We start from the raw sequence: 25,244 nt of genomic DNA, 5'->3' as shown, positions 1-25,244 counted from the left end.
CGGTTCTGAGGGGGCCGAGGCGCAGAGATGTGCCTCGGCTACCCGACAGGCGGAGCGGCTGGCCGTGTACCGGCGCCGTCTGCTGGAGCTGAGCACCACCGTGATGACGCACCCGTTCTGGGAGACGCTGAGCGGGCCGGACCTTGTGAAGGCCAGGACGGCGCTGCGGCACGCCCACGAGCCGGTCGAGGAGAAGGCGGCGTAGCCGTATGTCCGACGGCGGCGTGCCCGATCTTCCGGCCGACCTGCCGCGGCTGTACACGCTGCGGGCCTGGCACGCCATGTGGGTCGCCCGGATCGATGAGGCCATCGCGGCCGCCGAGCAGCGCGAGAAGGAACGACTCCAGGGCGAGCGGGTCCGCCCGCCCACACCCGACTGGGTGATGGAGCACGGCATCGGTGTCGGTGCACCCGCGATGGAGATCCACGTCGGCGGCTGCTACGCGGCGGGGAAGCGGCTGAAGGTGATCAGCAGGGAGCAGGCACTGGGGGCGCTCGCGGACGGGGTCCGGGCGTGTACCCACTGCCGACCCGACACCGCACTCGGGATGCTGTAGCCCGCGTCGGGTGACAGGCGCGTCGGCACCCGGACTGTGCGGGTGCGGGGGACCGGGAGCGGCGTGAGGATCAGTAGTACGGGCAGCGGCCCGGCGCGCCCGGCCCCTGGGGCCGGCTCTCCCTTCCGGCGCTTCCGGCCCGCTTCCCGACCCGACCCGTCAGGGGGGCCTGGAGGAAGCAATGCCGCGACCCTTGTGGACCGGTGCCATCAGCTTTGGCCTGGTTACGATTCCGATCAAAGTCGTCAGTGCGACCGAGGACCGTGCGATCCACTTCCACCAGGTGCACCTGGTGGACATGGGGCGCGTCCGGACCCGGAAGATCTGCGACATCGACGGTGAGGTCGTGCCGCAGGAAGAGATCGGCAAGGGCTACCCGATCGCCACGGACCAGACGGTCCCGGTGACCGACGAGGAGCTGGACCAGATGCCGCTGCCGACGGCGAAGGCGATCGAGATCGTCGCGTTCGTCGACGCCGACAGCATCGACCCGATCCGGATCAGTGACTCCTACTACCTCGCGATCGACGGGCAGGTCGCCGCGAAACCGTACGCGCTGCTCCGCAGAGCGCTGGAGCGCTCGGACCGGGTCGCGGTCGCGAAATTCGCCTGGCACAACCGGGAGCGTCTGGGTCTGCTGCGTGTGCAGTCGGGTGCGATCATGCTGCACGCGATGCGGTGGCCCGACGAGATCCGCAGCCCCGAGTCCCTCACTCCGACGCCCGTGGAGCTGGATGAGGGCGAGATCGAGCAGGCGGTCCAGCTCGCCGACACCATGACCGTCGACGACATCTCGGGGTTCAGGGACGAGTACCGCGATGCCCTGGAGGAACTCATCGCGGCGAAGTCCGAGGGCGAGGAGCTCCCCGTGCCGGCCGAGGCCGGGGCGGGGGAGTCGGGGACGGTCGTGGATCTGATGGCCGCGCTGAACGCGAGCGTGAAGGCGGCGAAGGAGGGCCGTGGCGAGGACAGCGACGAGCACGCCACGATGCACGAGATGCGGCCCCGCAAGAAGACCACAGCGAAGGCCTCAACCAGCAAGAAGACCTCCACCCGGAAGAAGACGGCCGCGGGGAAGAAGGTCGGCACTGCCGCCAGGAAGACGACGGCGAAGAAGCGCAGCGCCTCCTGATCCGCCCCTGATGTCATGAGCGTTCTGCCCCGGATCGATCCCATGCTCGCCACCCCGGGCTGTCTGCCACCACCGGCTTCGGACGGCCGGTACGCCTATGAGGTGAAGCAGGAGGGTTCTCCAGACACTCGCCTGTGTCTCGTACGGTGCGAAGGAGGTGCGAAAGGGGGAGGCGCGAACGCAGGGAACCTGATTGGACTGCGCGGCTACCGGCCGTGTACGTGTGCTCGGCTCATCGAACCGGCCAGAGTGGGCGTAGACGACCGATTAAGCCCCCGGGGGTCCTATGGGGCTGGCAGTAGCCAAGCGGAAGGCAGGGTGACCTCCGCAGGAGTAGGTGTGCCGACGGCAGCAAGAAGCCCCTGAGGAGCCGGACTGGCCGTGTTGCGGAAGTCCACGGTGCTGCCGGAGAACACCGCGTCGCTGAAGTTCACGCTGCCGCCGGAGAATGTCGCGTCGCTGAAGGTCACGCGGCCGCCGGAGAATGTCGCGTCGCTGAAGTTCACGCTGCCGCCGGAGAATGTCGCGTCGCTGAAGGTCACGCGGCCGCCGGAGAATGTCGCGTCGCTGAAGTTCACGGTGCCGCCGGAGAACGTCGCGCCGCGGAAGCCCACGGTGCCGTCGGAGAACTCCGCGTCGCGGAAGCCCACGGTGCCGTCGGAGAACTCCGCGTCGCGGAAGTCCACGGTGCCGTCGGAGAACTCCGCGTCGCGGAAGTCCGCGCCGCGGAAGTCCACGCCGCCGCCGGAGAACACCGCGCCGCGGAAGTACACGCGGCCGCCGGAGAACGTCGCGTCGCCGAAGTTCACGCTGCCGCCGGAGAACGTCGCGTCGCCGAAGTTCACGCTGCCGCCGGAGAACGTCGCGCCGCCGAAGTTCACGCGGCCGCCGGAGAACGTCGCGCCGCCGAAGTAAACGCTGCCGCCGGAGAACGTCGCGTGGATGAAGTCCACGCTGCCGCCGGAGAACGTCGCGTCGCCGAAGTCCACGCGGCCGCCGGAGAACGTCGCGCCGCGGAAGTCCACGCGGCCGCCGGAGAACACCGCGCCGCCGAAGTCCACGTCGCCGCCAGAGAACTTCGCGCCGCTGAAGTTCATGGGGCCGTCGATGGTGACGCTGGTGAGGTCGAGATCGCAGCCTTGCCAGGATCGGCGGGTTCCGTGGGGGCGTCGATAGTGATCGCTGATGAGGCGCAGGATGGTGTGTCGGACCTCGCGGAGGGCGAGGTAGTGGTGGTGCTCCTCCAGGTGGGCGGGGCCCTCGCCGGGGTCGGGGCTATAGGGGAGCCGGAGGTAGGCGCACAGGACGTCGATGCATGTCTGGCGCAGGTTGTTGTCGGGGGCGTCGTCGGCCAGGCCTGCGAGTGCGTGGACACCACCGAGCCGAACGGCTGGGGAGTCGGAGCCGAGTTTGTCGACGGCCTGGGAGAAGCGCTCGGTGTGGAGTCGGGTGGCTTCGCGGTGGGCGCCGGCTTCGTCGACGCGCTGGCGGCGGTAGGCGACGACCAGGGCAACGAGCGCACCGGCTCCGGCGACCACACCGAAGGAGAGCTTCACCAAGTCGAAGAGCGTCTTCGCGTCGAGCTTCGTGGTGCTGTCGATCTGCTGGACGTCCAGCAGGACTGCCAAGCCGTAGAAGACGCCGCTCGCGACCAGGACCGCGGCGACGAACGTGAGGGTGAGAGCCCGGCCGACCCTCCACAACCGCAGTTCCCGTTCATTCAGTGATCGTGGCCTTCGCCTGGGCGTCATGACGATAAAGACAAGGTGCTGAGGTCAGCGGTTGCAGCCAGCACGATGACGGAAGAACCCCGCCCCATATGACCGATTCCGCCCCCCAGGTTCGATCGGAGCCGCACCGGGCGGCGAGTCCACAGAACTCTGCGAGGGCGCCAAGCCGGGACAGGGCCTGCCGGGCGGGGCCGCCGGCACACAGAGGTGCAGGCGGCCCCGCCCGGATTCTCGGCGTTCCGGCGACCGGGCGTGCGGCAGGAGGTGCCACCCGGGCGACGTGCTGTGGTGCGGCGCTGTGCCGGTCAGGCGATCTGGTACCTGCCGACTTCCAGGAAGTAGCGCAGCGCTTCGGGTGTGTTGTCGTCGAGGGCGGCGTTGGCTGCCGCGCGCAAGGCGGGGCTGATGGACGGGTCGGCGAGGATGCGGGCGATGGCGACGCGGTCGTCCTCGGCCTGGGCGATGCGGTAGCCGGTCTCCAGCCAGGCGCGCATCGCGTCGGAGTCGTTGGCGTCCAGGAGGGCGTTGACCTCGGCGATGACGCGCCGGCCGCTGTCGGGGTCGGCGAGCAGGCGCGTGATGGCGACGCGGTCGTCCTCGGCCTGGGCGATGCGGTAGCCGGTCTCCAGCCAGGCGCGCATCGCGTCGGAGTCGTTGGCGTCCAGGAGGGCGTTGACCTCGGCGATGACGCGCCGGCCGCTGTCGGGGTCGGCGAGCAGGCGCGTGATGGCGACGCGGTCGTCCTCGGCCTGGGCGATGCGGTAGCCGGTCTCCAGCCAGGCGCGCATCGCGTCGGAGTCGTTGGCGTCCAGGAGGGCGTTGACCTCGGCGATGACGCGCCGGCCGCTGTCGGGGTCGGCGAGCAGGCGCGTGATGGCGACGCGGTCGTCCTCGGCCTGGGCGATGCGGTAGCCGGTCTCCAGCCAGGCGCGCATCGCCTCGGGGTCGTTGGCGTCCAGGAGGGCGTTGGCTTCTCGTGTCACACGCCGGCCGCTGTCCGGGTCGGCGAGGATCCGGACTATGGCCACCCTCAGGTCGTCGGCGTCCGGCTCGTCCGCGGACGAGGACACCGCGGGCACCGTCACCGCGGCCGGTGCCGCCGTGGCGGCGAAGGACGGGGTGGCGAGCAGGAGGGCCGGGGCAAGGATGCCCGCGACGATGCCGGGCGTTACGCGATGCAGTCGCAAGGGGAATGCTCCTCTTCGTTCGCTACGGAGGTGAGTTGAGGACGCCTCAGGGCGTTCACATCGGTGATGCTGCCACCTGGGTCTGACAGCGGTAGTTGCCTCGCTGCGGTCGCAGGGCACCGTCGCCGCGGACGTGGTCGATTCGAGAGCAACACCGACTAGCCGACCATCCCGACGATGTCTCATGAGACACATCGAAGTCTGGAGAAGGACGGTCAGCGGGCGATCGTTTACCTGCCGGGGGACGGGACGGTGCTGTTGCGGGCTCGGTCCGGTGCCGACATTACCGTCGCCTACCCCGACCTCGCCGCGCTCGGCCGGGTGCTGGGCGGGAGGCCGGCGGGTTCTGGACGGGGAGATCGTCGCCTTGGACGAGGCGGGCCGCAGTGACCTCGAGCGGCTGCAGGCGCGGATGGGACTGGCCGGGGCACCCGCGAAGGCCGCCCGTATGGCCCGCACCGTCCCCGCCCACCTGATGCTGTTCGACGTCAGTTTCTCGACGGCACCGGCCTCACCCGGGGCCCCGTACACCGAACGCCGCGAAGCGCTCGAAGCCCTCGGCCTGACGGGACCGGCCTGGTCGTCACCCGCGGCCATCACCGGACACGGCACCCAGGCCCTGGACATGACCCGGGAAGCGGGACTGAAGGGGCTGATCGCGAAGCGGCTGCCCCCCCGCTACGAGCCAGGGGTGCGCTCCCGCGCCTGGATCAAATTCAGAAACGTCCGCACCGTCGATGTCATCGTCGGCGGCTGGGTCCCCGCCCGCGGCCACCTCACCGGACTCCCCGGAGCCCTCCTGATGGGCCAACGCGACCCGAACGGAACCCTGCGCTACGTCGGCAGCGTCGGCACCGGATGGAATGACATCGAACGCACCACCCTGGCCCAACTCCTCACCGCGGCCGCCACCGACACCTGCCCGTTCACCGACACCCCACCGGTCACCGGAGCCCGATGGGTGCTCCCGCGCCTTGTTGCTGAAATCCGCTACACGACCCGCACCCGCGCCGGACGCCTGCGCCACCCCTCCTGGCACCGCATGCGCCCCGATTTCGCCTCCGACGACATCGCCTGAGCTGGAGCGGCGACGCCGTGCTGCGCGGGGTGGTCAGTCCTGAGTCGGGGGAGTGCCCGGCCGGGTGAGCCCAGCGGCCGTTCAGGGCCCGTCGTCCGTACGGTCGGTGTGGGTGCCCCTGACAGGACGGTGCCCGTGTGCCCCGCGGGTCCGTCGCACGTTCCGCGGGGCCAAGCTCCATGTGAGGGTCAAAGCATCCAGGAGCTGCCCTCTGAAGTCAGGGTCGTGCAACCGCCGAGTCGTTCCTCGGGCGGGCTTCTGTGAGCTTGCCGCCCGGCGGTCTCTCCGCGACCCTCAGCGGAGCAGCCGCTGGTCGGGGCGCTGCCGCACGTGCGCCGCGACGAACATCTGTCGAGGTGAGTTCTCCGGTACTCACCGCGGTGGCTTTCCCGTGGTTGCTGACGGGTGGGTGCCGGGTCGACGGGTGTCGGCGTGGACGCGTGCCCTGATGCCGGGCTGTCCGGGAGTCCGGTGCCCGGTGGAGACACCGGACGTTGCCCACCGTTCCTGCAGGGCGGTCATCACGGTGTTCAGGGTGGTCTCGTCGGGTGCGGTGATGTCCAGGACCACCAGGCCGGACTCACTCAAATGCTGCTCGTGGATCGGGTGCATGCCGTCACCGACGCCCCTGCCTGCTGGGGCGGTTCGGGGAAACGCGCGGTCCCACCCGGACGAGGGAAGGCGGAGAGATGTTGCCTGTCCCTGTTCACATGAGTCACACCCGTCTCGGGTTCCGGCAGTTCATCGCCGTTGCCGGCCGCCGGTTGACTCGGTGCGGAAGGGGACGGGGGTGTGTCAGTGTCCTGCGTTACGGTCGTTGCGTCCTGCTCTGAGGGACGCGCGTTCCCGCCCGGCCTCTAAGGGGGCCGGGCGGGAACGGCTCTGCCCGCTCCCCGGTTGTTCTGGCACGGGAGCGGGCTCTTCCGGATGGAAGGCCGACACCAAGGTGTCCTGCTTCCATTGGCGGGGGTTGCCGGGGGGATTGCAAGGAAAACCGGGAACTTCACCCCTCGCGCTGACGGCCTGTCGTACAGGTGCGCCGGAGCGGTCGTCCCCGCGTATCGGCTGACGCTCCATGAAGCCTAATGTTCCGTGATTCCTTGATCACGTGGCGTAGCCGTGTGGTGTCGGTCCATCCTGTCCTCACCTTCAACAGCGGCGTGGCACCCGCTCGTTGAAGCATCCCCTTTTCCGACGTGGTCTTCCGGATGGCTGCGGCATGACCGAAAGGAGTGTGATGGACACCAGGAGGACAGTGATCACGGCGATGCTGGTCACGGTGGTGGTGTTCGGCTGGAGCACGGTGATGGCGGTGACGGGCCATACGGCGGTGCTCGCCTCGCTGGCCCCCGTCCTGGGACTGACGGTCCAGCAGGTCGCCCGCGCGTTCCGCACGCCGGCCGCACCGGCCTCGGGACACCGCGCGGCCCCGGTGCCCGACACCAAGGACGGTGCCCTGTGACGAAACCCTCCGAGCGGGCATCAGCCTTCGGACCGGTACCCGCCCCCAGAGCGGCACCGGTCCGCCCCGGCCGCAAGCTCGGCCCGGTCGTCCGCGGTGTCAGCAGCTCGCACCGGGCCTGGCTGGAGCCGGTCCGCGACACGTACCTCGACAGCGGACAGACCCTCGCCGACCTCAGCTACCGGGTACTGCTCGCCAAGTCCAAACTCTCCGAACTGCTGCGCGGCGTCGGGCTCTACCCCAGGTGGGAAGTCGTCCACCGGCTTTCCGCCGAGCTGGACATGCCCAACTGGCCCCTGTACCGGCTGTGGAGGCAGGCGGCTCTGGACGCGGGCAAGCCCCGGGAATGGATCGAACGGTCCACGGAGAATTCCGCCCCCGGCCCCGCAACCGACCGGTACCGGCCGCCCCTGGAACACGGCGCCCTGCGCGAGATGGTCGAGGACGACTACCGCTTCTACGCCCAGGTCTTCCTCTCCGACAAGTCCCGCGACGCCGCCGTGAAGGACACCTTCGCCATCCTCTGGCTCCACTGGAACACCGCCCTGTGCAGCCCGGACATCCGCTTCTTCGCCTGGTCCATCCTGCGCACCACCGTCATGGCCCGGGCCACCTACCGCGACGGCCGCCCCGAGCTGGAGACCGCCGTGTTCGACACCGTCGCACTGCGCAACCACACCTCCCCGGCCGACGGCGCGGCACAGCTGGCCGAAAGCCTGGAACTGTTCAAGGCGATCAGCCGGCTCCCCGCAGCACAGCTCGACGTCATGGTGCTGCTCCATCTGTGCGGCTTCACCGCCGAGAAGGCGTCCGGTCTTCTCGGTGTCCCGCTGGCCACTGTCCGGGCCGACGAGCGTCGGGCCGGACGGTATCTGGAGAGCGTCGTCAGTCTGCCGCCCGAGACCGAAGGACCCACCGCATGACACCGCTCGAAGAGATCCTGTCCCGGGCGCTGCTGGTACGGGAGCGTGCCGTGCCCCGCGACGTCGTTCCGAGCAGAGAGGCGCAACACCGCGCACCTCGTCCCGAAGCCGCGGGCCACGGAGTCGTAACGCCGTCGAACGCGGCGGCCGAGGACCTGCGCGCGCTGTGCGAGACACTCGTCGTGCACACCCCCGCCGAAGCCGTGGCGGACTTCGTCACCGACCAGGTGCCCGAGCCGCGCAGCGCGCTGGTTCTGGCCTGTGTCCTGCAGCTGACCGATACCGGTGACGGGGCCCGATTCTGGTGGCAGTACGCCGCCGGCGCCGGGCAGCCAGCGGCCGCGTACTGTCTCTACCTCCACCACCTCGCCCTGGGGGAGGAGGAAGCGGCCCGGTGGTGGCACGACCAGGCCGATGACGTTCAACCGCCCTCCGGCAACCGCACCCACCCCGCCCGTCCAAACCGGCTCGACACCGCGTCGACCACGACGATGCTGCGGATCCTTCGCCGTCTCGCCAAGAACACTGCCCGCCGTCCGCGCCCGGCCGTCGTCACCGAGCTCATGACGTACATGCCCACCGCGGTCGCGGTCGGATACCTTCGCGAGCCGGACATGGAACTGCCCCTGCCCGGACCCGGCTTCGCCACCACCGTCCGGGAACTCCTCGTCGCGGTCGCGGACCGCCCCGACACATCAGGCCGATGCCCGGCCCGAACTGACGGAGCCTCCCTCAGACGCCGCGACACCGACATCGTCCGTACGGCACGGACAGACCGCTCACCCCAGTTGAGAGGAACTGCGAAACGCTGAACCCATCAACGGTTCGAGATCCGGGTCCGGTGCCGCGCTGATGACCGGGCCCGCCAGCTCCGCCCCCGCAGGCGTGCCCCCGCGCGGCACACGCCGCGGCCGAGCGGGGCCGCTTCGGCTGGGCCAGCGGCACACCCCTGAACGGCCCCGGCCCGACTCGCCCAACGAACCGGTCCGGGGCACGCTGGGAGGCGTGACCAGCGCACCGATCGTCGTGCACCGGCCCTCCCGTACGGGCGGTCGGAGAGTCACCGTGCACAACTACGGCCGGGACGAGGTCCTCGGCACCGCCTACAGCGACCACGACCTGGTCGTGTTCCTCCAGGGGACCGGCGTCGCCGACCCCGATGCCATCCTGGATGACCCGCAGTGGGTGGAGTGGCGCGGCGGCCCCGCCCACCAGTTCAGCGCCGCCTGACGCCTGAACGACGGCAGCGGCCGGGCAAGGTGGTCCAGCCCAGCCCAGCCGCGGTGGCCAAGCGTTGCCCGGGTAATCGGATTCGGACAGCGTTCCGAAAGGCAGTCATGACCGGCAAATGGGCCTGACAAGAATCCCAGGCAGGCCCACTGCTGCGCCTCTTCCTACGCCCAGCGCATCCCGATCGCGGACAGCTGCTCCACGCGTTCCGACGAGAGCGTCGCGGCCCTGCTCCGCTGGTTACCGATCCAGGAGCCGAGCCTGATGGCCTGCTCCTCCTGGCCCTCGTCGTCGGCACCGACCGCGATCGTCTCCACGTGTTTGCGCGGCACCCGAAGATGCCCCTCGCGCTCGTAGAACTGCCGTGCGGCTTCCAGGTTCACCGCCCACTTGTCGGCCTGCGTACGGCGCGGGGGCGGCTTCTCGTCCTCGGTCGGGGGTGTGATGCCGAGGACTTGTTCGCACATCCATTGCTGGACGCCTGTGAGGTTGTCCCAGCCGAGCCGGACCGAGCGCACCCACCGCCCCAGGTCCTCGCCCTGGTGCACGACGTCGCCGGGCTTGGTGGGCAGCTCGCCGCCGATCTCCTCCAGGTGGAGCCGGACGAGGTGGAAGGAGCGCTGCCACTCCACGGGCCAGGCCGGGCACCAGGACGGGTCGATGGCCTCCAGCTGCTCGCGCCGCTCATGCGGCATGGCCCCGGACGACGACTCCACGGGCAGCCCTTCGGCACGCCGTTGCTCGTTCTGGGCGGCCTTGCGTGCGGCGGCGCGGGCGTTCTTCAGCCAGATGCCCACCTTGTAGCCCTGGTGGGTGGCATCCAAGGGGGCGAGCAGGTGTCCGTTCGTCTCGGCCCATCCGCGCGCGGCGGACAGGCCTTCTTCCCACGCGACGTCGAAGTGCGACCACACCATGCCCAGCTTCTCCAACTGCAGGATGCGGTGCTCGTCCATGTCGCCGCGGGCGTAGAAGCGGCGGGCGTCGGCGGTCCACTGTCCCAGCGGGAAGTTCGCCAGCGAGGTCGGCCATCCGACCCCCTCGGCTTCCTCGCCCTCCGGCACGCGGTAAGTGAACGGGACGCGCAGATCGCCGTGCTCGCGGGCGAAGATGACAGCGGCCTCCACGCCGCGACGCCAGTGTTCGTGTTCGGGGTTGAGGACGCGCAGGTTGATGAACGCTGCCAAGGCGGCCGGGTCGCGCGGCGTGGAGAACTCCAACAGGGCCTTGGCCGGGGCGCTGACGCGCTCGGAGCCCTCGCCGCTGCCGGCACCCTTCCCGCGCTCGTCCTTGCTGACGGGCTTGTAGCGGCTCGGGGCCTGCTGCTCTGCGAGGGCCTCCACGATCCGCGCGTCGTGCGCCCGCAGCGCCTCCAGGAGCTTGGCGAGCCCGCCGTACGCCCGGGAGGTGAGCATGTTGTCCGCCGTCTCGCCGGGCCCGAGCAGCACGGGCACCACGAGCGAGGCCACCTTGCCCTCGCCGGGCTGCATCCGCAGCGCGCGGCCGACGGCCTGGACGAGGTCGGGCATGGAGCCGCGCACATCCGCCCAGTAGACGGAGTCGCAGTTCTTGGTGTCGACGCCCTCGCCCAGGACCTTCGCCGAGCTGAGGTAGCACTTCTCCACGACCGTGCCGTCGGTGGCGATCCCGTCGGCGAATTCGCCCAGCAGACGCCGCCTGTGGAGCGGCTTGTGGTCGCCGCACAGCCAGTTGGCCCAGATCGTCTTGGGGTACAGCTCCGGGTCGGCGGCGTGCAGCTGCGCGGCGACGCCGGGGAGACCAGCCGCGAAGGCTTCGGCTTCCTTCACCAGGTGGTGGAAGACCAGCGTGCGGCGGAAGCCCTCTTCCGAGGACGCCTTCACTAGTGCGGTCTGCAGAGCGGCGAGCCGCGCCCCGCGGACCTCTGCCGACCGGCCCTCCGCGCCCAGGAGCTGCGCGGCCTGGAGCGCGGTGTCGGTGACGTCCACGCATACAACCTGGTAGGGGGCACAAATTCCCCGGTCGATGGCCTCCGAGAGCGTCAAAGTGAACGCCCGGCTGCCAAAGGGGCCCTCGGGGTCGTCGTCCATGCTCGCGACCAGCTCGCCGGGTGCGCCGGCCTCGTCTTCGTCCCCGAGCTGCCACAGCCGGGGCGTGGCCGTCATGTAGAGGCGCCGCAGGGACGGGATCTTCTGGTTGTCGTGGACGACCGCCCACGGCTTCCCGATCCGGCCCGAAACGCGGTGAGCTTCGTCCACGACGATCAGGTCCCAAGCCGCGAGGCCCCCGGCGTGCGCCCGCTCCAGGTTGCCCAGACCGAGGCTGGCGTACGTGGCGTACACGGTTACCTTGTCCAGGCCTCGCGCCCACTCCACCAGCTCGTCCACGTCCGTGGTGTTGGGGAAGGACACTTCCTCGCCCCGCAGCGAGGAAACCCCGATCATCGGCCCCCTGCGGCCCCCCTCGCGCCACGCGGTTTCGGTCTGTGCGAGCAGGTCCAGCGAGGGCACGAGCACCAGAACACGGCCCGCGTGGAGCTCCTCAGCGCTGCGGACCGCCACCCGGGTCTTTCCGGACCCGGTCGCCATGATCACCTGCGTTCGAAGCCCTCGTTCGGGCACAAGTGATCTTGCAGGCAATTCCAGGGCGCGCACGACCGCGTCAATAGCTTCTCGCTGGGCTGCCTCGCGCTGATCAGCGCGGTCTGTGCTCGACATATCGCCTGCCTTCTCCTGGGGTGCCGTCCGGTCGATTCGAGCGGCGCGAAACGGGGAACCTGCACGTAGAGGAGCCATAAGGGCTACGATTGGACTGACGCGATCGGCTGGTTGATCCGCCCCACCGGAACACCGGCAAGGCGGTTGAGTGGATCTCGATAACCCTCCCTGAGCGGTCCGGGGTGGTGTGCTCTCAGTCCAGAGCCTATCTCAATATCAGAAATGAAGCACAAAGAATGCGGAGATTTCCCGAACGTGGCTGAGAGCTGTTAATCATGCCTCATCCCAAGCCAATCCGGGACCTTGACGCCCCCTCAATCCTGTCCGCTTCTCCGGGTGGCCGCCCCCAAGCCTCCGTCACCCGTCCCGACGGCCTGTCACCACCCCTCCTTCTTGCTGCTGCTCGGGCCGCAGGCCCGTGGGTGGGCTGCGCGGAGCGTGGCACACCTGCCCACCCGTGGCTGTACTGGAGTTGACGGGGGATCTGGGGGGTGGCTGGAGCGCAGCGGAAGCCGCGGGTCGGCCGGAGGCCGGCCCCGGCCCGCAACGCGGGCCGTCTGCCCTGCGGTTGGTGGTGCGCACGCAGTGCGTGCCGCCTGGCGGTGAACGCAGTGAACCGCGTCCGCTCACGCGGAGCGGGAGCGGCTAGGCCCCGCAGGGGCCTAGCTCGCTTCTACGGGCGCAGCCCGTAGGGACCGCCCGCGCCGCCGCGGCGGTCCCTACGGGCTGCGCCCGTAGAAGCGAGCTAGGCCCTGCGGGCTCAGCCGCTCCCGCTCCGCGTGAGCGGACGCGGTTCACTGCGTTCACCGCCAGGCGGCACAGCACTGCGTGCGCACCACCAACCGCAGGGCAGACGGCCCGCGTTGCGGGCCGGGGCCGCCTCCGGCCGACCCGCGGCTTCCGCTGCGCTCCAGCCACCCCCCAGATCCCCCGTCAACTCCAGTACAGCCACGGGTGGGCAGGTGTGCCACGCTCCGCGCAGCCCACCCACGGGCCTGCGGCCCGAGCAGCAGCAAGAAGGAGGGGTGGTGACAGGCCGTCGGGACGGGTGACGGAGGCTTGGGGGGCCGGCCACCCGGAGAAGCGGACAGGATTGAGGGGGCGTCAAGGTCCCGGATTGGCTTGGGATGAGGCATGATTAACAGCTCTCAGCCACGTTCGGGAAATCTCCGCATTCTTTGTGCTTCATTTCTGATATTGAGATAGGCTCTGGACTGAGAGCACACCACCCCGGACCGCTCAGGGAGGGTTATCGAGATCCACTCAACCGCCTTGCCGGTGTTCCGGTGGGGCGGATCAACCAGCCGATCGCGTCAGTCCAATCGTAGCCCTTATGGCTCCTCTACGTGCAGGTTCCCCGTTTCGCGCCGCTCGAATCGACCGGACGGCACCCCAGGAGAAGGCAGGCGATATGTCGAGCACAGACCGCGCTGATCAGCGCGAGGCAGCCCAGCGAGAAGCTATTGACGCGGTCGTGCGCGCCCTGGAATTGCCTGCAAGATCACTTGTGCCCGAACGAGGGCTTCGAACGCAGGTGATCATGGCGACCGGGTCCGGAAAGACCCGGGTGGCGGTCCGCAGCGCTGAGGAGCTCCACGCGGGCCGTGTTCTGGTGCTCGTGCCCTCGCTGGACCTGCTCGCACAGACCGAAACCGCGTGGCGCGAGGGGGGCCGCAGGGGGCCGATGATCGGGGTTTCCTCGCTGCGGGGCGAGGAAGTGTCCTTCCCCAACACCACGGACGTGGACGAGCTGGTGGAGTGGGCGCGAGGCCTGGACAAGGTAACCGTGTACGCCACGTACGCCAGCCTCGGTCTGGGCAACCTGGAGCGGGCGCACGCCGGGGGCCTCGCGGCTTGGGACCTGATCGTCGTGGACGAAGCTCACCGCGTTTCGGGCCGGATCGGGAAGCCGTGGGCGGTCGTCCACGACAACCAGAAGATCCCGTCCCTGCGGCGCCTCTACATGACGGCCACGCCCCGGCTGTGGCAGCTCGGGGACGAAGACGAGGCCGGCGCACCCGGCGAGCTGGTCGCGAGCATGGACGACGACCCCGAGGGCCCCTTTGGCAGCCGGGCGTTCACTTTGACGCTCTCGGAGGCCATCGACCGGGGAATTTGTGCCCCCTACCAGGTTGTATGCGTGGACGTCACCGACACCGCGCTCCAGGCCGCGCAGCTCCTGGGCGCGGAGGGCCGGTCGGCAGAGGTCCGCGGGGCGCGGCTCGCCGCTCTGCAGACCGCACTAGTGAAGGCGTCCTCGGAAGAGGGCTTCCGCCGCACGCTGGTCTTCCACCACCTGGTGAAGGAAGCCGAAGCCTTCGCGGCTGGTCTCCCCGGCGTCGCCGCGCAGCTGCACGCCGCCGACCCGGAGCTGTACCCCAAGACGATCTGGGCCAACTGGCTGTGCGGCGACCACAAGCCGCTCCACAGGCGGCGTCTGCTGGGCGAATTCGCCGACGGGATCGCCACCGACGGCACGGTCGTGGAGAAGTGCTACCTCAGCTCGGCGAAGGTCCTGGGCGAGGGCGTCGACACCAAGAACTGCGACTCCGTCTACTGGGCGGATGTGCGCGGCTCCATGCCCGACCTCGTCCAGGCCGTCGGCCGCGCGCTGCGGATGCAGCCCGGCGAGGGCAAGGTGGCCTCGCTCGTGGTGCCCGTGCTGCTCGGGCCCGGCGAGACGGCGGACAACATGCTCACCTCCCGGGCGTACGGCGGGCTCGCCAAGCTCCTGGAGGCGCTGCGGGCGCACGACGCGCGGATCGTGGAGGCCCTCGCAGAGCAGCAGGCCCCGAGCCGCTACAAGCCCGTCAGCAAGGACGAGCGCGGGAAGGGTGCCGGCAGCGGCGAGGGCTCCGAGCGCGTCAGCGCCCCGGCCAAGGCCCTGTTGGAGTTCTCCACGCCGCGCGACCCGGCCGCCTTGGCAGCGTTCATCAACCTGCGCGTCCTCAACCCCGAACACGAACACTGGCGTCGCGGCGTGGAGGCCGCTGTCATCTTCGCCCGCGAGCACGGCGATCTGCGCGTCCCGTTCACTTACCGCGTGCCGGAGGGCGAGGAAGCCGAGGGGGTCGGATGGCCGACCTCGCTGGCGAACTTCCCGCTGGGACAGTGGACCGCCGACGCCCGCCGCTTCTACGCCCGCGGCGACATGGACGAGCACCGCATCCTGCAGTTGGAGAAGCTGGGCATGGTGTGGTCGCACTTCGACGTCGCGTGGGAAGAAGGCCTGTCCGCCGCGCGCGGATGGGCCGAGACGAACGGACACCTGCTCGCCCCCTTGGATGCCACCCACCAGGGCTACAAGGTGGGCATCTGGCTGAAGAACGCCCGCGCCGCCGCACGCAAGGCCGCCCAGAACGAGCAACGGCGTGCCGAAGGGCTGCCCGTGGAGTCGTCGTCCGGGGCCATGCCGCATGAGCGGCGCGAGCAGCTGGAGGCCATCGACCCGTCCTGGTGCCCGGCCTGGCCCGTGGAGTGGCAGCGCTCCTTCCACCTCGTCCGGCTCCACCTGGAGGAGATCGGCGGCGAGCTGCCCACCAAGCCCGGCGACGTCGTGCACCAGGGCGAGGACCTGGGGCGGTGGGTGCGCTCGGTCCGGCTCGGCTGGGACAACCTCACAGGCGTCCAGCAATGGATGTGCGAACAAGTCCTCGGCATCACACCCCCGACCGAGGACGAGAAGCCGCCCCCGCGCCGTACGCAGGCCGACAAGTGGGCGGTGAACCTGGAAGCCGCACGGCAGTTCTACGAGCGCGAGGGGCATCTTCGGGTGCCGCGCAAACACGTGGAGACGATCGCGGTCGGTGCCGACGACGAGGGCCAGGAGGAGCAGGCCATCAGGCTCGGCTCCTGGATCGGTAACCAGCGGAGCAGGGCCGCGACGCTCTCGTCGGAACGCGTGGAGCAGCTGTCCGCGATCGGGATGCGCTGGGCGTAGGAAGAGGCGCAGCAGTGGGCCTGCCTGGGATTCTTGTCAGGCCCATTTGCCGGTCATGACTGCCTTTCGGAACGCTGTCCGAATCCGATTACCCGGGCAACGCTTGGCCACCGCGGCTGGGCTGGGCTGGACCACCTTGCCCGGCCGCTGCCGTCGTTCAGGCGTCAGGCGGCGCTGAACTGGTGGGCGGGGCCGCCGCGCCACTCCACCCACTGCGGGTCATCCAGGATGGCATCGGGGTCGGCGACGCCGGTCCCCTGGAGGAACACGACCAGGTCGTGGTCGCTGTAGGCGGTGCCGAGGACCTCGTCCCGGCCGTAGTTGTGCACGGTGACTCTCCGACCGCCCGTACGGGAGGGCCGGTGCACGACGATCGGTGCGCTGGTCACGCCTCCCAGCGTGCCCCGGACCGGTTCGTTGGGCGAGTCGGGCCGGGGCCGTTCAGGGGTGTGCCGCTGGCCCAGCCGAAGCGGCCCCGCTCGGCCGCGGCGTGTGCCGCGCGGGGGCACGCCTGCGGGGGCGGAGCTGGCGGGCCCGGTCATCAGCGCGGCACCGGACCCGGATCTCGAACCGTTGATGGGTTCAGCGTTTCGCAGTTCCTCTCAACTGGGGTGAGCGGTCTGTCCGTGCCGTACGGACGATGTCGGTGTCGCGGCGTCTGAGGGAGGCTCCGTCAGTTCGGGCCGGGCATCGGCCTGATGTGTCGGGGCGGTCCGCGACCGCGACGAGGAGTTCCCGGACGGTGGTGGCGAAGCCGGGTCCGGGCAGGGGCAGTTCCATGTCCGGCTCGCGAAGGTATCCGACCGCGACCGCGGTGGGCATGTACGTCATGAGCTCGGTGACGACGGCCGGGCGCGGACGGCGGGCAGTGTTCTTGGCGAGACGGCGAAGGATCCGCAGCATCGTCGTGGTCGACGCGGTGTCGAGCCGGTTTGGACGGGCGGGGTGGGTGCGGTTGCCGGAGGGCGGTTGAACGTCATCGGCCTGGTCGTGCCACCACCGGGCCGCTTCCTCCTCCCCCAGGGCGAGGTGGTGGAGGTAGAGACAGTACGCGGCCGCTGGCTGCCCGGCGCCGGCGGCGTACTGCCACCAGAATCGGGCCCCGTCACCGGTATCGGTCAGCTGCAGGACACAGGCCAGAACCAGCGCGCTGCGCGGCTCGGGCACCTGGTCGGTGACGAAGTCCGCCACGGCTTCGGCGGGGGTGTGCACGACGAGTGTCTCGCACAGCGCGCGCAGGTCCTCGGCCGCCGCGTTCGACGGCGTTACGACTCCGTGGCCCGCGGCTTCGGGACGAGGTGCGCGGTGTTGCGCCTCTCTGCTCGGAACGACGTCGCGGGGCACGGCACGCTCCCGTACCAGCAGCGCCCGGGACAGGATCTCTTCGAGCGGTGTCATGCGGTGGGTCCTTCGGTCTCGGGCGGCAGACTGACGACGCTCTCCAGATACCGTCCGGCCCGACGCTCGTCGGCCCGGACAGTGGCCAGCGGGACACCGAGAAGACCGGACGCCTTCTCGGCGGTGAAGCCGCACAGATGGAGCAGCACCATGACGTCGAGCTGTGCTGCGGGGAGCCGGCTGATCGCCTTGAACAGTTCCAGGCTTTCGGCCAGCTGTGCCGCGCCGTCGGCCGGGGAGGTGTGGTTGCGCAGTGCGACGGTGTCGAACACGGCGGTCTCCAGCTCGGGGCGGCCGTCGCGGTAGGTGGCCCGGGCCATGACGGTGGTGCGCAGGATGGACCAGGCGAAGAAGCGGATGTCCGGGCTGCACAGGGCGGTGTTCCAGTGGAGCCAGAGGATGGCGAAGGTGTCCTTCACGGCGGCGTCGCGGGACTTGTCGGAGAGGAAGACCTGGGCGTAGAAGCGGTAGTCGTCCTCGACCATCTCGCGCAGGGCGCCGTGTTCCAGGGGCGGCCGGTACCGGTCGGTTGCGGGGCCGGGGGCGGAATTCTCCGTGGACCGTTCGATCCATTCCCGGGGCTTGCCCGCGTCCAGAGCCGCCTGCCTCCACAGCCGGTACAGGGGCCAGTTGGGCATGTCCAGCTCGGCGGAAAGCCGGTGGACGACTTCCCACCTGGGGTAGAGCCCGACGCCGCGCAGCAGTTCGGAGAGTTTGGACTTGGCGAGCAGTACCCGGTAGCTGAGGTCGGCGAGGGTCTGTCCGCTGTCGAGGTACGTGTCGCGGACCGGCTCCAGCCAGGCCCGGTGCGAGCTGCTGACACCGCGGACGACCGGGCCGAGCTTGCGGCCGGGGCGGACCGGTGCCGCTCTGGGGGCGGGTACCGGTCCGAAGGCTGATGCCCGCTCGGAGGGTTTCGTCACAGGGCACCGTCCTTGGTGTCGGGCACCGGGGCCGCGCGGTGTCCCGAGGCCGGTGCGGCCGGCGTGCGGAACGCGCGGGCGACCTGCTGGACCGTCAGTCCCAGGACGGGGGCCAGCGAGGCGAGCACCGCCGTATGGCCCGTCACCGCCATCACCGTGCTCCAGCCGAACACCACCACCGTGACCAGCATCGCCGTGATCACTGTCCTCCTGGTGTCCATCACACTCCTTTCGGTCATGCCGCAGCCATCCGGAAGACCACGTCGGAAAAGGGGATGCTTCAACGAGCGGGTGCCACGCCGCTGTTGAAGGTGAGGACAGGATGGACCGACACCACACGGCTACGCCACGTGATCAAGGAATCACGGAACATTAGGCTTCATGGAGCGTCAGCCGATACGCGGGGACGACCGCTCCGGCGCACCTGTACGACAGGCCGTCAGCGCGAGGGGTGAAGTTCCCGGTTTTCCTTGCAATCCCCCCGGCAACCCCCGCCAATGGAAGCAGGACACCTTGGTGTCGGCCTTCCATCCGGAAGAGCCCGCTCCCGTGCCAGAACAACCGGGGAGCGGGCAGAGCCGTTCCCGCCCGGCCCCCCTTAGAGGCCGGGCGGGAACGCGCGTCCCTCAGAGCAGGACGCAACGACCGTAACGCAGGACACTGACACACCCCCGTCCCCTTCCGCACCGAGTCAACCGGCGGCCGGCAACGGCGATGAACTGCCGGAACCCGAGACGGGTGTGACTCATGTGAACAGGGACAGGCAACATCTCTCCGCCTTCCCTCGTCCGGGTGGGACCGCGCGTTTCCCCGAACCGCCCCAGCAGGCAGGGGCGTCGGTGACGGCATGCACCCGATCCACGAGCAGCATTTGAGTGAGTCCGGCCTGGTGGTCCTGGACATCACCGCACCCGACGAGACCACCCTGAACACCGTGATGACCGCCCTGCAGGAACGGTGGGCAACGTCCGGTGTCTCCACCGGGCACCGGACTCCCGGACAGCCCGGCATCAGGGCACGCGTCCACGCCGACACCCGTCGACCCGGCACCCACCCGTCAGCAACCACGGGAAAGCCACCGCGGTGAGTACCGGAGAACTCACCTCGACAGATGTTCGTCGCGGCGCACGTGCGGCAGCGCCCCGACCAGCGGCTGCTCCGCTGAGGGTCGCGGAGAGACCGCCGGGCGGCAAGCTCACAGAAGCCCGCCCGAGGAACGACTCGGCGGTTGCACGACCCTGACTTCAGAGGGCAGCTCCTGGATGCTTTGACCCTCACATGGAGCTTGGCCCCGCGGAACGTGCGACGGACCCGCGGGGCACACGGGCACCGTCCTGTCAGGGGCACCCACACCGACCGTACGGACGACGGGCCCTGAACGGCCGCTGGGCTCACCCGGCCGGGCACTCCCCCGACTCAGGACTGACCACCCCGCGCAGCACGGCGTCGCCGCTCCAGCTCAGGCGATGTCGTCGGAGGCGAAATCGGGGCGCATGCGGTGCCAGGAGGGGTGGCGCAGGCGTCCGGCGCGGGTGCGGGTCGTGTAGCGGATTTCAGCAACAAGGCGCGGGAGCACCCATCGGGCTCCGGTGACCGGTGGGGTGTCGGTGAACGGGCAGGTGTCGGTGGCGGCCGCGGTGAGGAGTTGGGCCAGGGTGGTGCGTTCGATGTCATTCCATCCGGTGCCGACGCTGCCGACGTAGCGCAGGGTTCCGTTCGGGTCGCGTTGGCCCATCAGGAGGGCTCCGGGGAGTCCGGTGAGGTGGCCGCGGGCGGGGACCCAGCCGCCGACGATGACATCGACGGTGCGGACGTTTCTGAATTTGATCCAGGCGCGGGAGCGCACCCCTGGCTCGTAGCGGGGGGGCAGCCGCTTCGCGATCAGCCCCTTCAGTCCCGCTTCCCGGGTCATGTCCAGGGCCTGGGTGCCGTGTCCGGTGATGGCCGCGGGTGACGACCAGGCCGGTCCCGTCAGGCCGAGGGCTTCGAGCGCTTCGCGGCGTTCGGTGTACGGGGCCCCGGGTGAGGCCGGTGCCGTCGAGAAACTGACGTCGAACAGCATCAGGTGGGCGGGGACGGTGCGGGCCATACGGGCGGCCTTCGCGGGTGCCCCGGCCAGTCCCATCCGCGCCTGCAGCCGCTCGAGGTCACTGCGGCCCGCCTCGTCCAAGGCGACGATCTCCCCGTCCAGAACCCGCCGGCCTCCCGCCCAGCACCCGGCCGAGCGCGGCGAGGTCGGGGTAGGCGACGGTAATGTCGGCACCGGACCGAGCCCGCAACAGCACCGTCCCGTCCCCCGGCAGGTAAACGATCGCCCGCTGACCGTCCTTCTCCAGACTTCGATGTGTCTCATGAGACATCGTCGGGATGGTCGGCTAGTCGGTGTTGCTCTCGAATCGACCACGTCCGCGGCGACGGTGCCCTGCGACCGCAGCGAGGCAACTACCGCTGTCAGACCCAGGTGGCAGCATCACCGATGTGAACGCCCTGAGGCGTCCTCAACTCACCTCCGTAGCGAACGAAGAGGAGCATTCCCCTTGCGACTGCATCGCGTAACGCCCGGCATCGTCGCGGGCATCCTTGCCCCGGCCCTCCTGCTCGCCACCCCGTCCTTCGCCGCCACGGCGGCACCGGCCGCGGTGACGGTGCCCGCGGTGTCCTCGTCCGCGGACGAGCCGGACGCCGACGACCTGAGGGTGGCCATAGTCCGGATCCTCGCCGACCCGGACAGCGGCCGGCGTGTGACACGAGAAGCCAACGCCCTCCTGGACGCCAACGACCCCGAGGCGATGCGCGCCTGGCTGGAGACCGGCTACCGCATCGCCCAGGCCGAGGACGACCGCGTCGCCATCACGCGCCTGCTCGCCGACCCCGACAGCGGCCGGCGCGTCATCGCCGAGGTCAACGCCCTCCTGGACGCCAACGACTCCGACGCGATGCGCGCCTGGCTGGAGACCGGCTACCGCATCGCCCAGGCCGAGGACGACCGCGTCGCCATCACGCGCCTGCTCGCCGACCCCGACAGCGGCCGGCGCGTCATCGCCGAGGTCAACGCCCTCCTGGACGCCAACGACTCCGACGCGATGCGCGCCTGGCTGGAGACCGGCTACCGCATCGCCCAGGCCGAGGACGACCGCGTCGCCATCACGCGCCTGCTCGCCGACCCCGACAGCGGCCGGCGCGTCATCGCCGAGGTCAACGCCCTCCTGGACGCCAACGACTCCGACGCGATGCGCGCCTGGCTGGAGACCGGCTACCGCATCGCCCAGGCCGAGGACGACCGCGTCGCCATCGCCCGCATCCTCGCCGACCCGTCCATCAGCCCCGCCTTGCGCGCGGCAGCCAACGCCGCCCTCGACGACAACACACCCGAAGCGCTGCGCTACTTCCTGGAAGTCGGCAGGTACCAGATCGCCTGACCGGCACAGCGCCGCACCACAGCACGTCGCCCGGGTGGCACCTCCTGCCGCACGCCCGGTCGCCGGAACGCCGAGAATCCGGGCGGGGCCGCCTGCACCTCTGTGTGCCGGCGGCCCCGCCCGGCAGGCCCTGTCCCGGCTTGGCGCCCTCGCAGAGTTCTGTGGACTCGCCGCCCGGTGCGGCTCCGATCGAACCTGGGGGGCGGAATCGGTCATATGGGGCGGGGTTCTTCCGTCATCGTGCTGGCTGCAACCGCTGACCTCAGCACCTTGTCTTTATCGTCATGACGCCCAGGCGAAGGCCACGATCACTGAATGAACGGGAACTGCGGTTGTGGAGGGTCGGCCGGGCTCTCACCCTCACGTTCGTCGCCGCGGTCCTGGTCGCGAGCGGCGTCTTCTACGGCTTGGCAGTCCTGCTGGACGTCCAGCAGATCGACAGCACCACGAAGCTCGACGCGAAGACGCTCTTCGACTTGGTGAAGCTCTCCTTCGGTGTGGTCGCCGGAGCCGGTGCGCTCGTTGCCCTGGTCGTCGCCTACCGCCGCCAGCGCGTCGACGAAGCCGGCGCCCACCGCGAAGCCACCCGACTCCACACCGAGCGCTTCTCCCAGGCCGTCGACAAACTCGGCTCCGACTCCCCAGCCGTTCGGCTCGGTGGTGTCCACGCACTCGCAGGCCTGGCCGACGACGCCCCCGACAACAACCTGCGCCAGACATGCATCGACGTCCTGTGCGCCTACCTCCGGCTCCCCTATAGCCCCGACCCCGGCGAGGGCCCCGCCCACCTGGAGGAGCACCACCACTACCTCGCCCTCCGCGAGGTCCGACACACCATCCTGCGCCTCATCAGCGATCACTATCGACGCCCCCACGGAACCCGCCGATCCTGGCAAGGCTGCGATCTCGACCTCACCAGCGTCACCATCGACGGCCCCATGAACTTCAGCGGCGCGAAGTTCTCTGGCGGCGACGTGGACTTCGGCGGCGCGGTGTTCTCCGGCGGCCGCGTGGACTTCCGCGGCGCGACGTTCTCCGGCGGCCGCGTGGACTTCGGCGACGCGACGTTCTCCGGCGGCAGCGTGGACTTCATCCACGCGACGTTCTCCGGCGGCAGCGTTTACTTCGGCGGCGCGACGTTCTCCGGCGGCCGCGTGAACTTCGGCGGCGCGACGTTCTCCGGCGGCAGCGTGAACTTCGGCGACGCGACGTTCTCCGGCGGCAGCGTGAACTTCGGCGACGCGACGTTCTCCGGCGGCCGCGTGTACTTCCGCGGCGCGGTGTTCTCCGGCGGCGGCGTGGACTTCCGCGGCGCGGACTTCCGCGACGCGGAGTTCTCCGACGGCACCGTGGACTTCCGCGACGCGGAGTTCTCCGACGGCACCGTGGGCTTCCGCGACGCGGAGTTCTCCGACGGCACCGTGGGCTTCCGCGGCGCGACGTTCTCCGGCGGCACCGTGAACTTCAGCGACGCGACATTCTCCGGCGGCCGCGTGACCTTCAGCGACGCGACATTCTCCGGCGGCAGCGTGAACTTCAGCGACGCGACATTCTCCGGCGGCCGCGTGACCTTCAGCGACGCGACATTCTCCGGCGGCAGCGTGAACTTCAGCGACGCGGTGTTCTCCGGCAGCACCGTGGACTTCCGCAACACGGCCAGTCCGGCTCCTCAGGGGCTTCTTGCTGCCGTCGGCACACCTACTCCTGCGGAGGTCACCCTGCCTTCCGCTTGGCTACTGCCAGCCCCATAGGACCCCCGGGGGCTTAATCGGTCGTCTACGCCCACTCTGGCCGGTTCGATGAGCCGAGCACACGTACACGGCCGGTAGCCGCGCAGTCCAATCAGGTTCCCTGCGTTCGCGCCTCCCCCTTTCGCACCTCCTTCGCACCGTACGAGACACAGGCGAGTGTCTGGAGAACCCTCCTGCTTCACCTCATAGGCGTACCGGCCGTCCGAAGCCGGTGGTGGCAGACAGCCCGGGGTGGCGAGCATGGGATCGATCCGGGGCAGAACGCTCATGACATCAGGGGCGGATCAGGAGGCGCTGCGCTTCTTCGCCGTCGTCTTCCTGGCGGCAGTGCCGACCTTCTTCCCCGCGGCCGTCTTCTTCCGGGTGGAGGTCTTCTTGCTGGTTGAGGCCTTCGCTGTGGTCTTCTTGCGGGGCCGCATCTCGTGCATCGTGGCGTGCTCGTCGCTGTCCTCGCCACGGCCCTCCTTCGCCGCCTTCACGCTCGCGTTCAGCGCGGCCATCAGATCCACGACCGTCCCCGACTCCCCCGCCCCGGCCTCGGCCGGCACGGGGAGCTCCTCGCCCTCGGACTTCGCCGCGATGAGTTCCTCCAGGGCATCGCGGTACTCGTCCCTGAACCCCGAGATGTCGTCGACGGTCATGGTGTCGGCGAGCTGGACCGCCTGCTCGATCTCGCCCTCATCCAGCTCCACGGGCGTCGGAGTGAGGGACTCGGGGCTGCGGATCTCGTCGGGCCACCGCATCGCGTGCAGCATGATCGCACCCGACTGCACACGCAGCAGACCCAGACGCTCCCGGTTGTGCCAGGCGAATTTCGCGACCGCGACCCGGTCCGAGCGCTCCAGCGCTCTGCGGAGCAGCGCGTACGGTTTCGCGGCGACCTGCCCGTCGATCGCGAGGTAGTAGGAGTCACTGATCCGGATCGGGTCGATGCTGTCGGCGTCGACGAACGCGACGATCTCGATCGCCTTCGCCGTCGGCAGCGGCATCTGGTCCAGCTCCTCGTCGGTCACCGGGACCGTCTGGTCCGTGGCGATCGGGTAGCCCTTGCCGATCTCTTCCTGCGGCACGACCTCACCGTCGATGTCGCAGATCTTCCGGGTCCGGACGCGCCCCATGTCCTCCAGGTGCACCTGGTGGAAGTGGATCGCACGGTCCTCGGTCGCACTGACGACTTTGATCGGAATCGTAACCAGGCCAAAAGAAATGGCACCGGTCCACAAGGGTCGCGGCATCGTTCCTCCAGGCCCCCCTGGCGGGTCGGGTCGGGAAGCGGGCCGGAAGCGCCGGAAGGGAGGGCCGGCCCCAGGGGCCGGGCGCGCCGGGCCGCTGCCCGTACTACTGATCCTCACGCCGCTCCCGGTCCCCCGCACCCGCACAGTCCGGGTGCCGACGCGCCTGTCACCCGACGCGGGCTACAGCATCCCGAGTGCGGTGTCGGGTCGGCAGTGGGTACACGCCCGGACCCCGTCCGCGAGCGCCCCCAGTGCCTGCTCCCTGCTGATCACCTTCAGCCGCTTCCCCGCCGCGTAGCAGCCGCCGACGTGGATCTCCATCGCGGGTGCACCGACACCGATGCCGTGCTCCATCACCCAGTCGGGTGTGGGCGGGCGGACCCGCTCGCCCTGGAGTCGTTCCTTCTCGCGCTGCTCGGCGGCCGCGATGGCCTCATCGATCCGGGCGACCCACATGGCGTGCCAGGCCCGCAGCGTGTACAGCCGCGGCAGGTCGGCCGGAAGATCGGGCACGCCGCCGTCGGACATACGGCTACGCCGCCTTCTCCTCGACCGGCTCGTGGGCGTGCCGCAGCGCCGTCCTGGC

The 25,244-nt window shown here is 70.0% G+C and carries 21 protein-coding genes and 7 pseudogenes; 14 read left to right on the top strand and 14 right to left on the bottom strand.

The window, feature by feature from the left end; genetic code table 11:
- The first annotated feature begins 64 nt into the window (after window positions 1-64).
- From OHA98_RS42220 to OHA98_RS42205, 4 genes and pseudogenes are all read left to right on the top strand, one after another.
- Entirely contained in the window at window positions 65-205 is a 141-nt protein-coding gene (locus OHA98_RS42220; protein WP_266933704.1) for a hypothetical protein, read from the top strand.
- 4 nt (window positions 206-209) lie between these two features.
- Entirely contained in the window at window positions 210-557 is a 348-nt protein-coding gene (locus OHA98_RS42215; protein ID WP_266933686.1) for a DUF6233 domain-containing protein, read from the top strand.
- Between the two features lie 181 nt (window positions 558-738).
- Complete coding sequence (locus OHA98_RS42210; protein WP_266933702.1) at window positions 739-1,689, top strand: Ku protein; 951 nt, start codon at window positions 739-741, stop codon at window positions 1,687-1,689.
- A gap of 15 nt (window positions 1,690-1,704) precedes the next feature.
- Window positions 1,705-1,806 (top strand): annotated as a pseudogene (locus tag OHA98_RS42205) (ATP-dependent DNA ligase); the annotation flags it as partial.
- 167 nt (window positions 1,807-1,973) lie between these two features.
- Here OHA98_RS42205 and OHA98_RS42200 read toward each other — a convergent pair.
- The 4 genes and pseudogenes from OHA98_RS42200 to OHA98_RS42190 all read right to left on the bottom strand — a co-directional run.
- Window positions 1,974-3,392 carry a pentapeptide repeat-containing protein gene (locus tag OHA98_RS42200; protein WP_266933690.1) on the bottom strand — a complete coding sequence of 473 codons (1,419 nt, stop codon included), beginning with the start codon at window positions 3,390-3,392 and terminating at the stop codon, window positions 1,974-1,976.
- A gap of 332 nt (window positions 3,393-3,724) precedes the next feature.
- The gene (locus OHA98_RS42195; RefSeq protein WP_353962262.1) at window positions 3,725-3,913 is read right to left on the bottom strand and encodes a hypothetical protein; all 189 of its coding nucleotides are present in this window, start codon (window positions 3,911-3,913) and stop codon (window positions 3,725-3,727) included.
- Window positions 3,890-3,997: pseudogene (locus OHA98_RS43055) on the bottom strand (hypothetical protein); the annotation flags it as partial. The pseudogene OHA98_RS43055 and the gene OHA98_RS42195, both read right to left, overlap by 24 nt.
- A gap of 27 nt (window positions 3,998-4,024) precedes the next feature.
- Window positions 4,025-4,606, bottom strand: a pseudogene (locus OHA98_RS42190) (ALF repeat-containing protein); the annotation flags it as partial.
- Window positions 4,607-4,783: 177 nt separating this feature from the next.
- On the opposite strand from OHA98_RS42190, the pseudogene OHA98_RS42185 reads away from it, so the two are divergent.
- Window positions 4,784-5,684, top strand: a pseudogene (locus OHA98_RS42185) (ATP-dependent DNA ligase).
- A gap of 372 nt (window positions 5,685-6,056) precedes the next feature.
- On the opposite strand, the gene OHA98_RS42180 reads toward OHA98_RS42185, so the two are convergent.
- A complete protein-coding gene (locus OHA98_RS42180; protein WP_266933692.1) occupies window positions 6,057-6,296 on the bottom strand; it encodes a DUF6207 family protein in 240 nt (79 codons plus the stop codon).
- Window positions 6,297-6,921: 625 nt separating this feature from the next.
- Between OHA98_RS42180 and OHA98_RS42175 the strand changes: the two genes are divergently transcribed.
- From OHA98_RS42175 to OHA98_RS42160, 4 genes are all read left to right on the top strand, one after another.
- On the top strand, window positions 6,922-7,146 hold the full coding sequence (locus OHA98_RS42175; protein ID WP_266933694.1) for a hypothetical protein: 225 nt from the start codon (window positions 6,922-6,924) through the stop codon (window positions 7,144-7,146).
- Window positions 7,143-8,069, top strand: a complete 927-nt coding sequence (locus OHA98_RS42170) for a sigma-70 family RNA polymerase sigma factor (protein WP_266933696.1) — start codon at window positions 7,143-7,145, stop codon at window positions 8,067-8,069. Before OHA98_RS42175 ends, OHA98_RS42170 begins: the two co-directional genes overlap by 4 nt.
- The gene (locus OHA98_RS42165) at window positions 8,066-8,881 is read left to right on the top strand and encodes a hypothetical protein (protein WP_266933697.1); all 816 of its coding nucleotides are present in this window, start codon (window positions 8,066-8,068) and stop codon (window positions 8,879-8,881) included. Before OHA98_RS42170 ends, OHA98_RS42165 begins: the two co-directional genes overlap by 4 nt.
- A gap of 193 nt (window positions 8,882-9,074) precedes the next feature.
- Window positions 9,075-9,299: a hypothetical protein gene (locus OHA98_RS42160; RefSeq protein ID WP_266933699.1), complete on the top strand. Its 225-nt coding sequence runs from the start codon at window positions 9,075-9,077 to the stop codon at window positions 9,297-9,299.
- 164 nt (window positions 9,300-9,463) lie between these two features.
- On the opposite strand, the gene OHA98_RS42155 is transcribed toward OHA98_RS42160, so the two are convergent.
- Window positions 9,464-11,992: a DEAD/DEAH box helicase gene (locus tag OHA98_RS42155; RefSeq protein WP_266933700.1), complete on the bottom strand. Its 2,529-nt coding sequence runs from the start codon at window positions 11,990-11,992 to the stop codon at window positions 9,464-9,466.
- A 1,411-nt stretch (window positions 11,993-13,403) separates the two neighbouring features.
- Between OHA98_RS42155 and OHA98_RS42150 the strand changes: the two genes are divergently transcribed.
- Window positions 13,404-15,932 carry a DEAD/DEAH box helicase gene (locus tag OHA98_RS42150; RefSeq protein WP_266933700.1) on the top strand — a complete coding sequence of 843 codons (2,529 nt, stop codon included), beginning with the start codon at window positions 13,404-13,406 and terminating at the stop codon, window positions 15,930-15,932.
- A gap of 164 nt (window positions 15,933-16,096) precedes the next feature.
- On the opposite strand, the gene OHA98_RS42145 is transcribed toward OHA98_RS42150, so the two are convergent.
- The 4 genes from OHA98_RS42145 to OHA98_RS42130 form a co-directional block, all read right to left on the bottom strand.
- Window positions 16,097-16,321: a hypothetical protein gene (locus tag OHA98_RS42145; RefSeq protein WP_266933699.1), complete on the bottom strand. Its 225-nt coding sequence runs from the start codon at window positions 16,319-16,321 to the stop codon at window positions 16,097-16,099.
- Window positions 16,322-16,514: 193 nt separating this feature from the next.
- Entirely contained in the window at window positions 16,515-17,330 is an 816-nt protein-coding gene (locus OHA98_RS42140) for a hypothetical protein (RefSeq protein ID WP_266933697.1), read from the bottom strand.
- Complete coding sequence (locus OHA98_RS42135; RefSeq protein ID WP_266933696.1) at window positions 17,327-18,253, bottom strand: sigma-70 family RNA polymerase sigma factor; 927 nt, start codon at window positions 18,251-18,253, stop codon at window positions 17,327-17,329. The genes OHA98_RS42140 and OHA98_RS42135 overlap by 4 nt, the downstream gene beginning before the upstream one ends.
- Complete coding sequence (locus OHA98_RS42130; RefSeq protein ID WP_266933694.1) at window positions 18,250-18,474, bottom strand: hypothetical protein; 225 nt, start codon at window positions 18,472-18,474, stop codon at window positions 18,250-18,252. The genes OHA98_RS42135 and OHA98_RS42130 overlap by 4 nt, the downstream gene beginning before the upstream one ends.
- A gap of 626 nt (window positions 18,475-19,100) precedes the next feature.
- On the opposite strand from OHA98_RS42130, the gene OHA98_RS42125 reads away from it, so the two are divergent.
- Window positions 19,101-19,340: a DUF6207 family protein gene (locus OHA98_RS42125; RefSeq protein ID WP_266933692.1), complete on the top strand. Its 240-nt coding sequence runs from the start codon at window positions 19,101-19,103 to the stop codon at window positions 19,338-19,340.
- 372 nt (window positions 19,341-19,712) lie between these two features.
- Here the strand turns inward: OHA98_RS42125 and OHA98_RS42120 are convergent.
- Window positions 19,713-20,613, bottom strand: a pseudogene (locus OHA98_RS42120) (ATP-dependent DNA ligase).
- 177 nt (window positions 20,614-20,790) lie between these two features.
- Here OHA98_RS42120 and OHA98_RS42115 point away from each other — a divergent pair.
- The 3 genes and pseudogenes from OHA98_RS42115 to OHA98_RS42105 all read left to right on the top strand — a co-directional run.
- Window positions 20,791-21,372, top strand: a pseudogene (locus tag OHA98_RS42115) (ALF repeat-containing protein); the annotation flags it as partial.
- On the top strand, window positions 21,349-21,672 hold the full coding sequence (locus OHA98_RS42110) for a hypothetical protein (RefSeq protein WP_266933710.1): 324 nt from the start codon (window positions 21,349-21,351) through the stop codon (window positions 21,670-21,672). The pseudogene OHA98_RS42115 and the gene OHA98_RS42110, both read left to right, overlap by 24 nt.
- Window positions 21,673-22,004: 332 nt before the next feature.
- On the top strand, window positions 22,005-23,423 hold the full coding sequence (locus OHA98_RS42105) for a pentapeptide repeat-containing protein (protein ID WP_266933690.1): 1,419 nt from the start codon (window positions 22,005-22,007) through the stop codon (window positions 23,421-23,423).
- A gap of 167 nt (window positions 23,424-23,590) precedes the next feature.
- Here OHA98_RS42105 and OHA98_RS42100 read toward each other — a convergent pair.
- From OHA98_RS42100 to OHA98_RS42090, 3 genes and pseudogenes are all read right to left on the bottom strand, one after another.
- Window positions 23,591-23,692, bottom strand: a pseudogene (locus OHA98_RS42100) (ATP-dependent DNA ligase); the annotation flags it as partial.
- 15 nt (window positions 23,693-23,707) lie between these two features.
- Window positions 23,708-24,658: a Ku protein gene (locus OHA98_RS42095; RefSeq protein WP_266933688.1), complete on the bottom strand. Its 951-nt coding sequence runs from the start codon at window positions 24,656-24,658 to the stop codon at window positions 23,708-23,710.
- A 180-nt stretch (window positions 24,659-24,838) separates the two neighbouring features.
- Window positions 24,839-25,186: a DUF6233 domain-containing protein gene (locus OHA98_RS42090; protein WP_266933686.1), complete on the bottom strand. Its 348-nt coding sequence runs from the start codon at window positions 25,184-25,186 to the stop codon at window positions 24,839-24,841.
- Window positions 25,187-25,244: the final 58 nt, after the last annotated feature.

The organism is Streptomyces sp. NBC_00654 (genome assembly GCF_026341775.1).
In the GTDB taxonomy this organism is placed as follows: Bacteria; Actinomycetota; Actinomycetes; order Streptomycetales; family Streptomycetaceae; genus Streptomyces.
The sequence above is the reverse complement of the archived record's forward strand: the minus strand, read 5'-3'. Positions and strand labels throughout refer to the sequence as shown.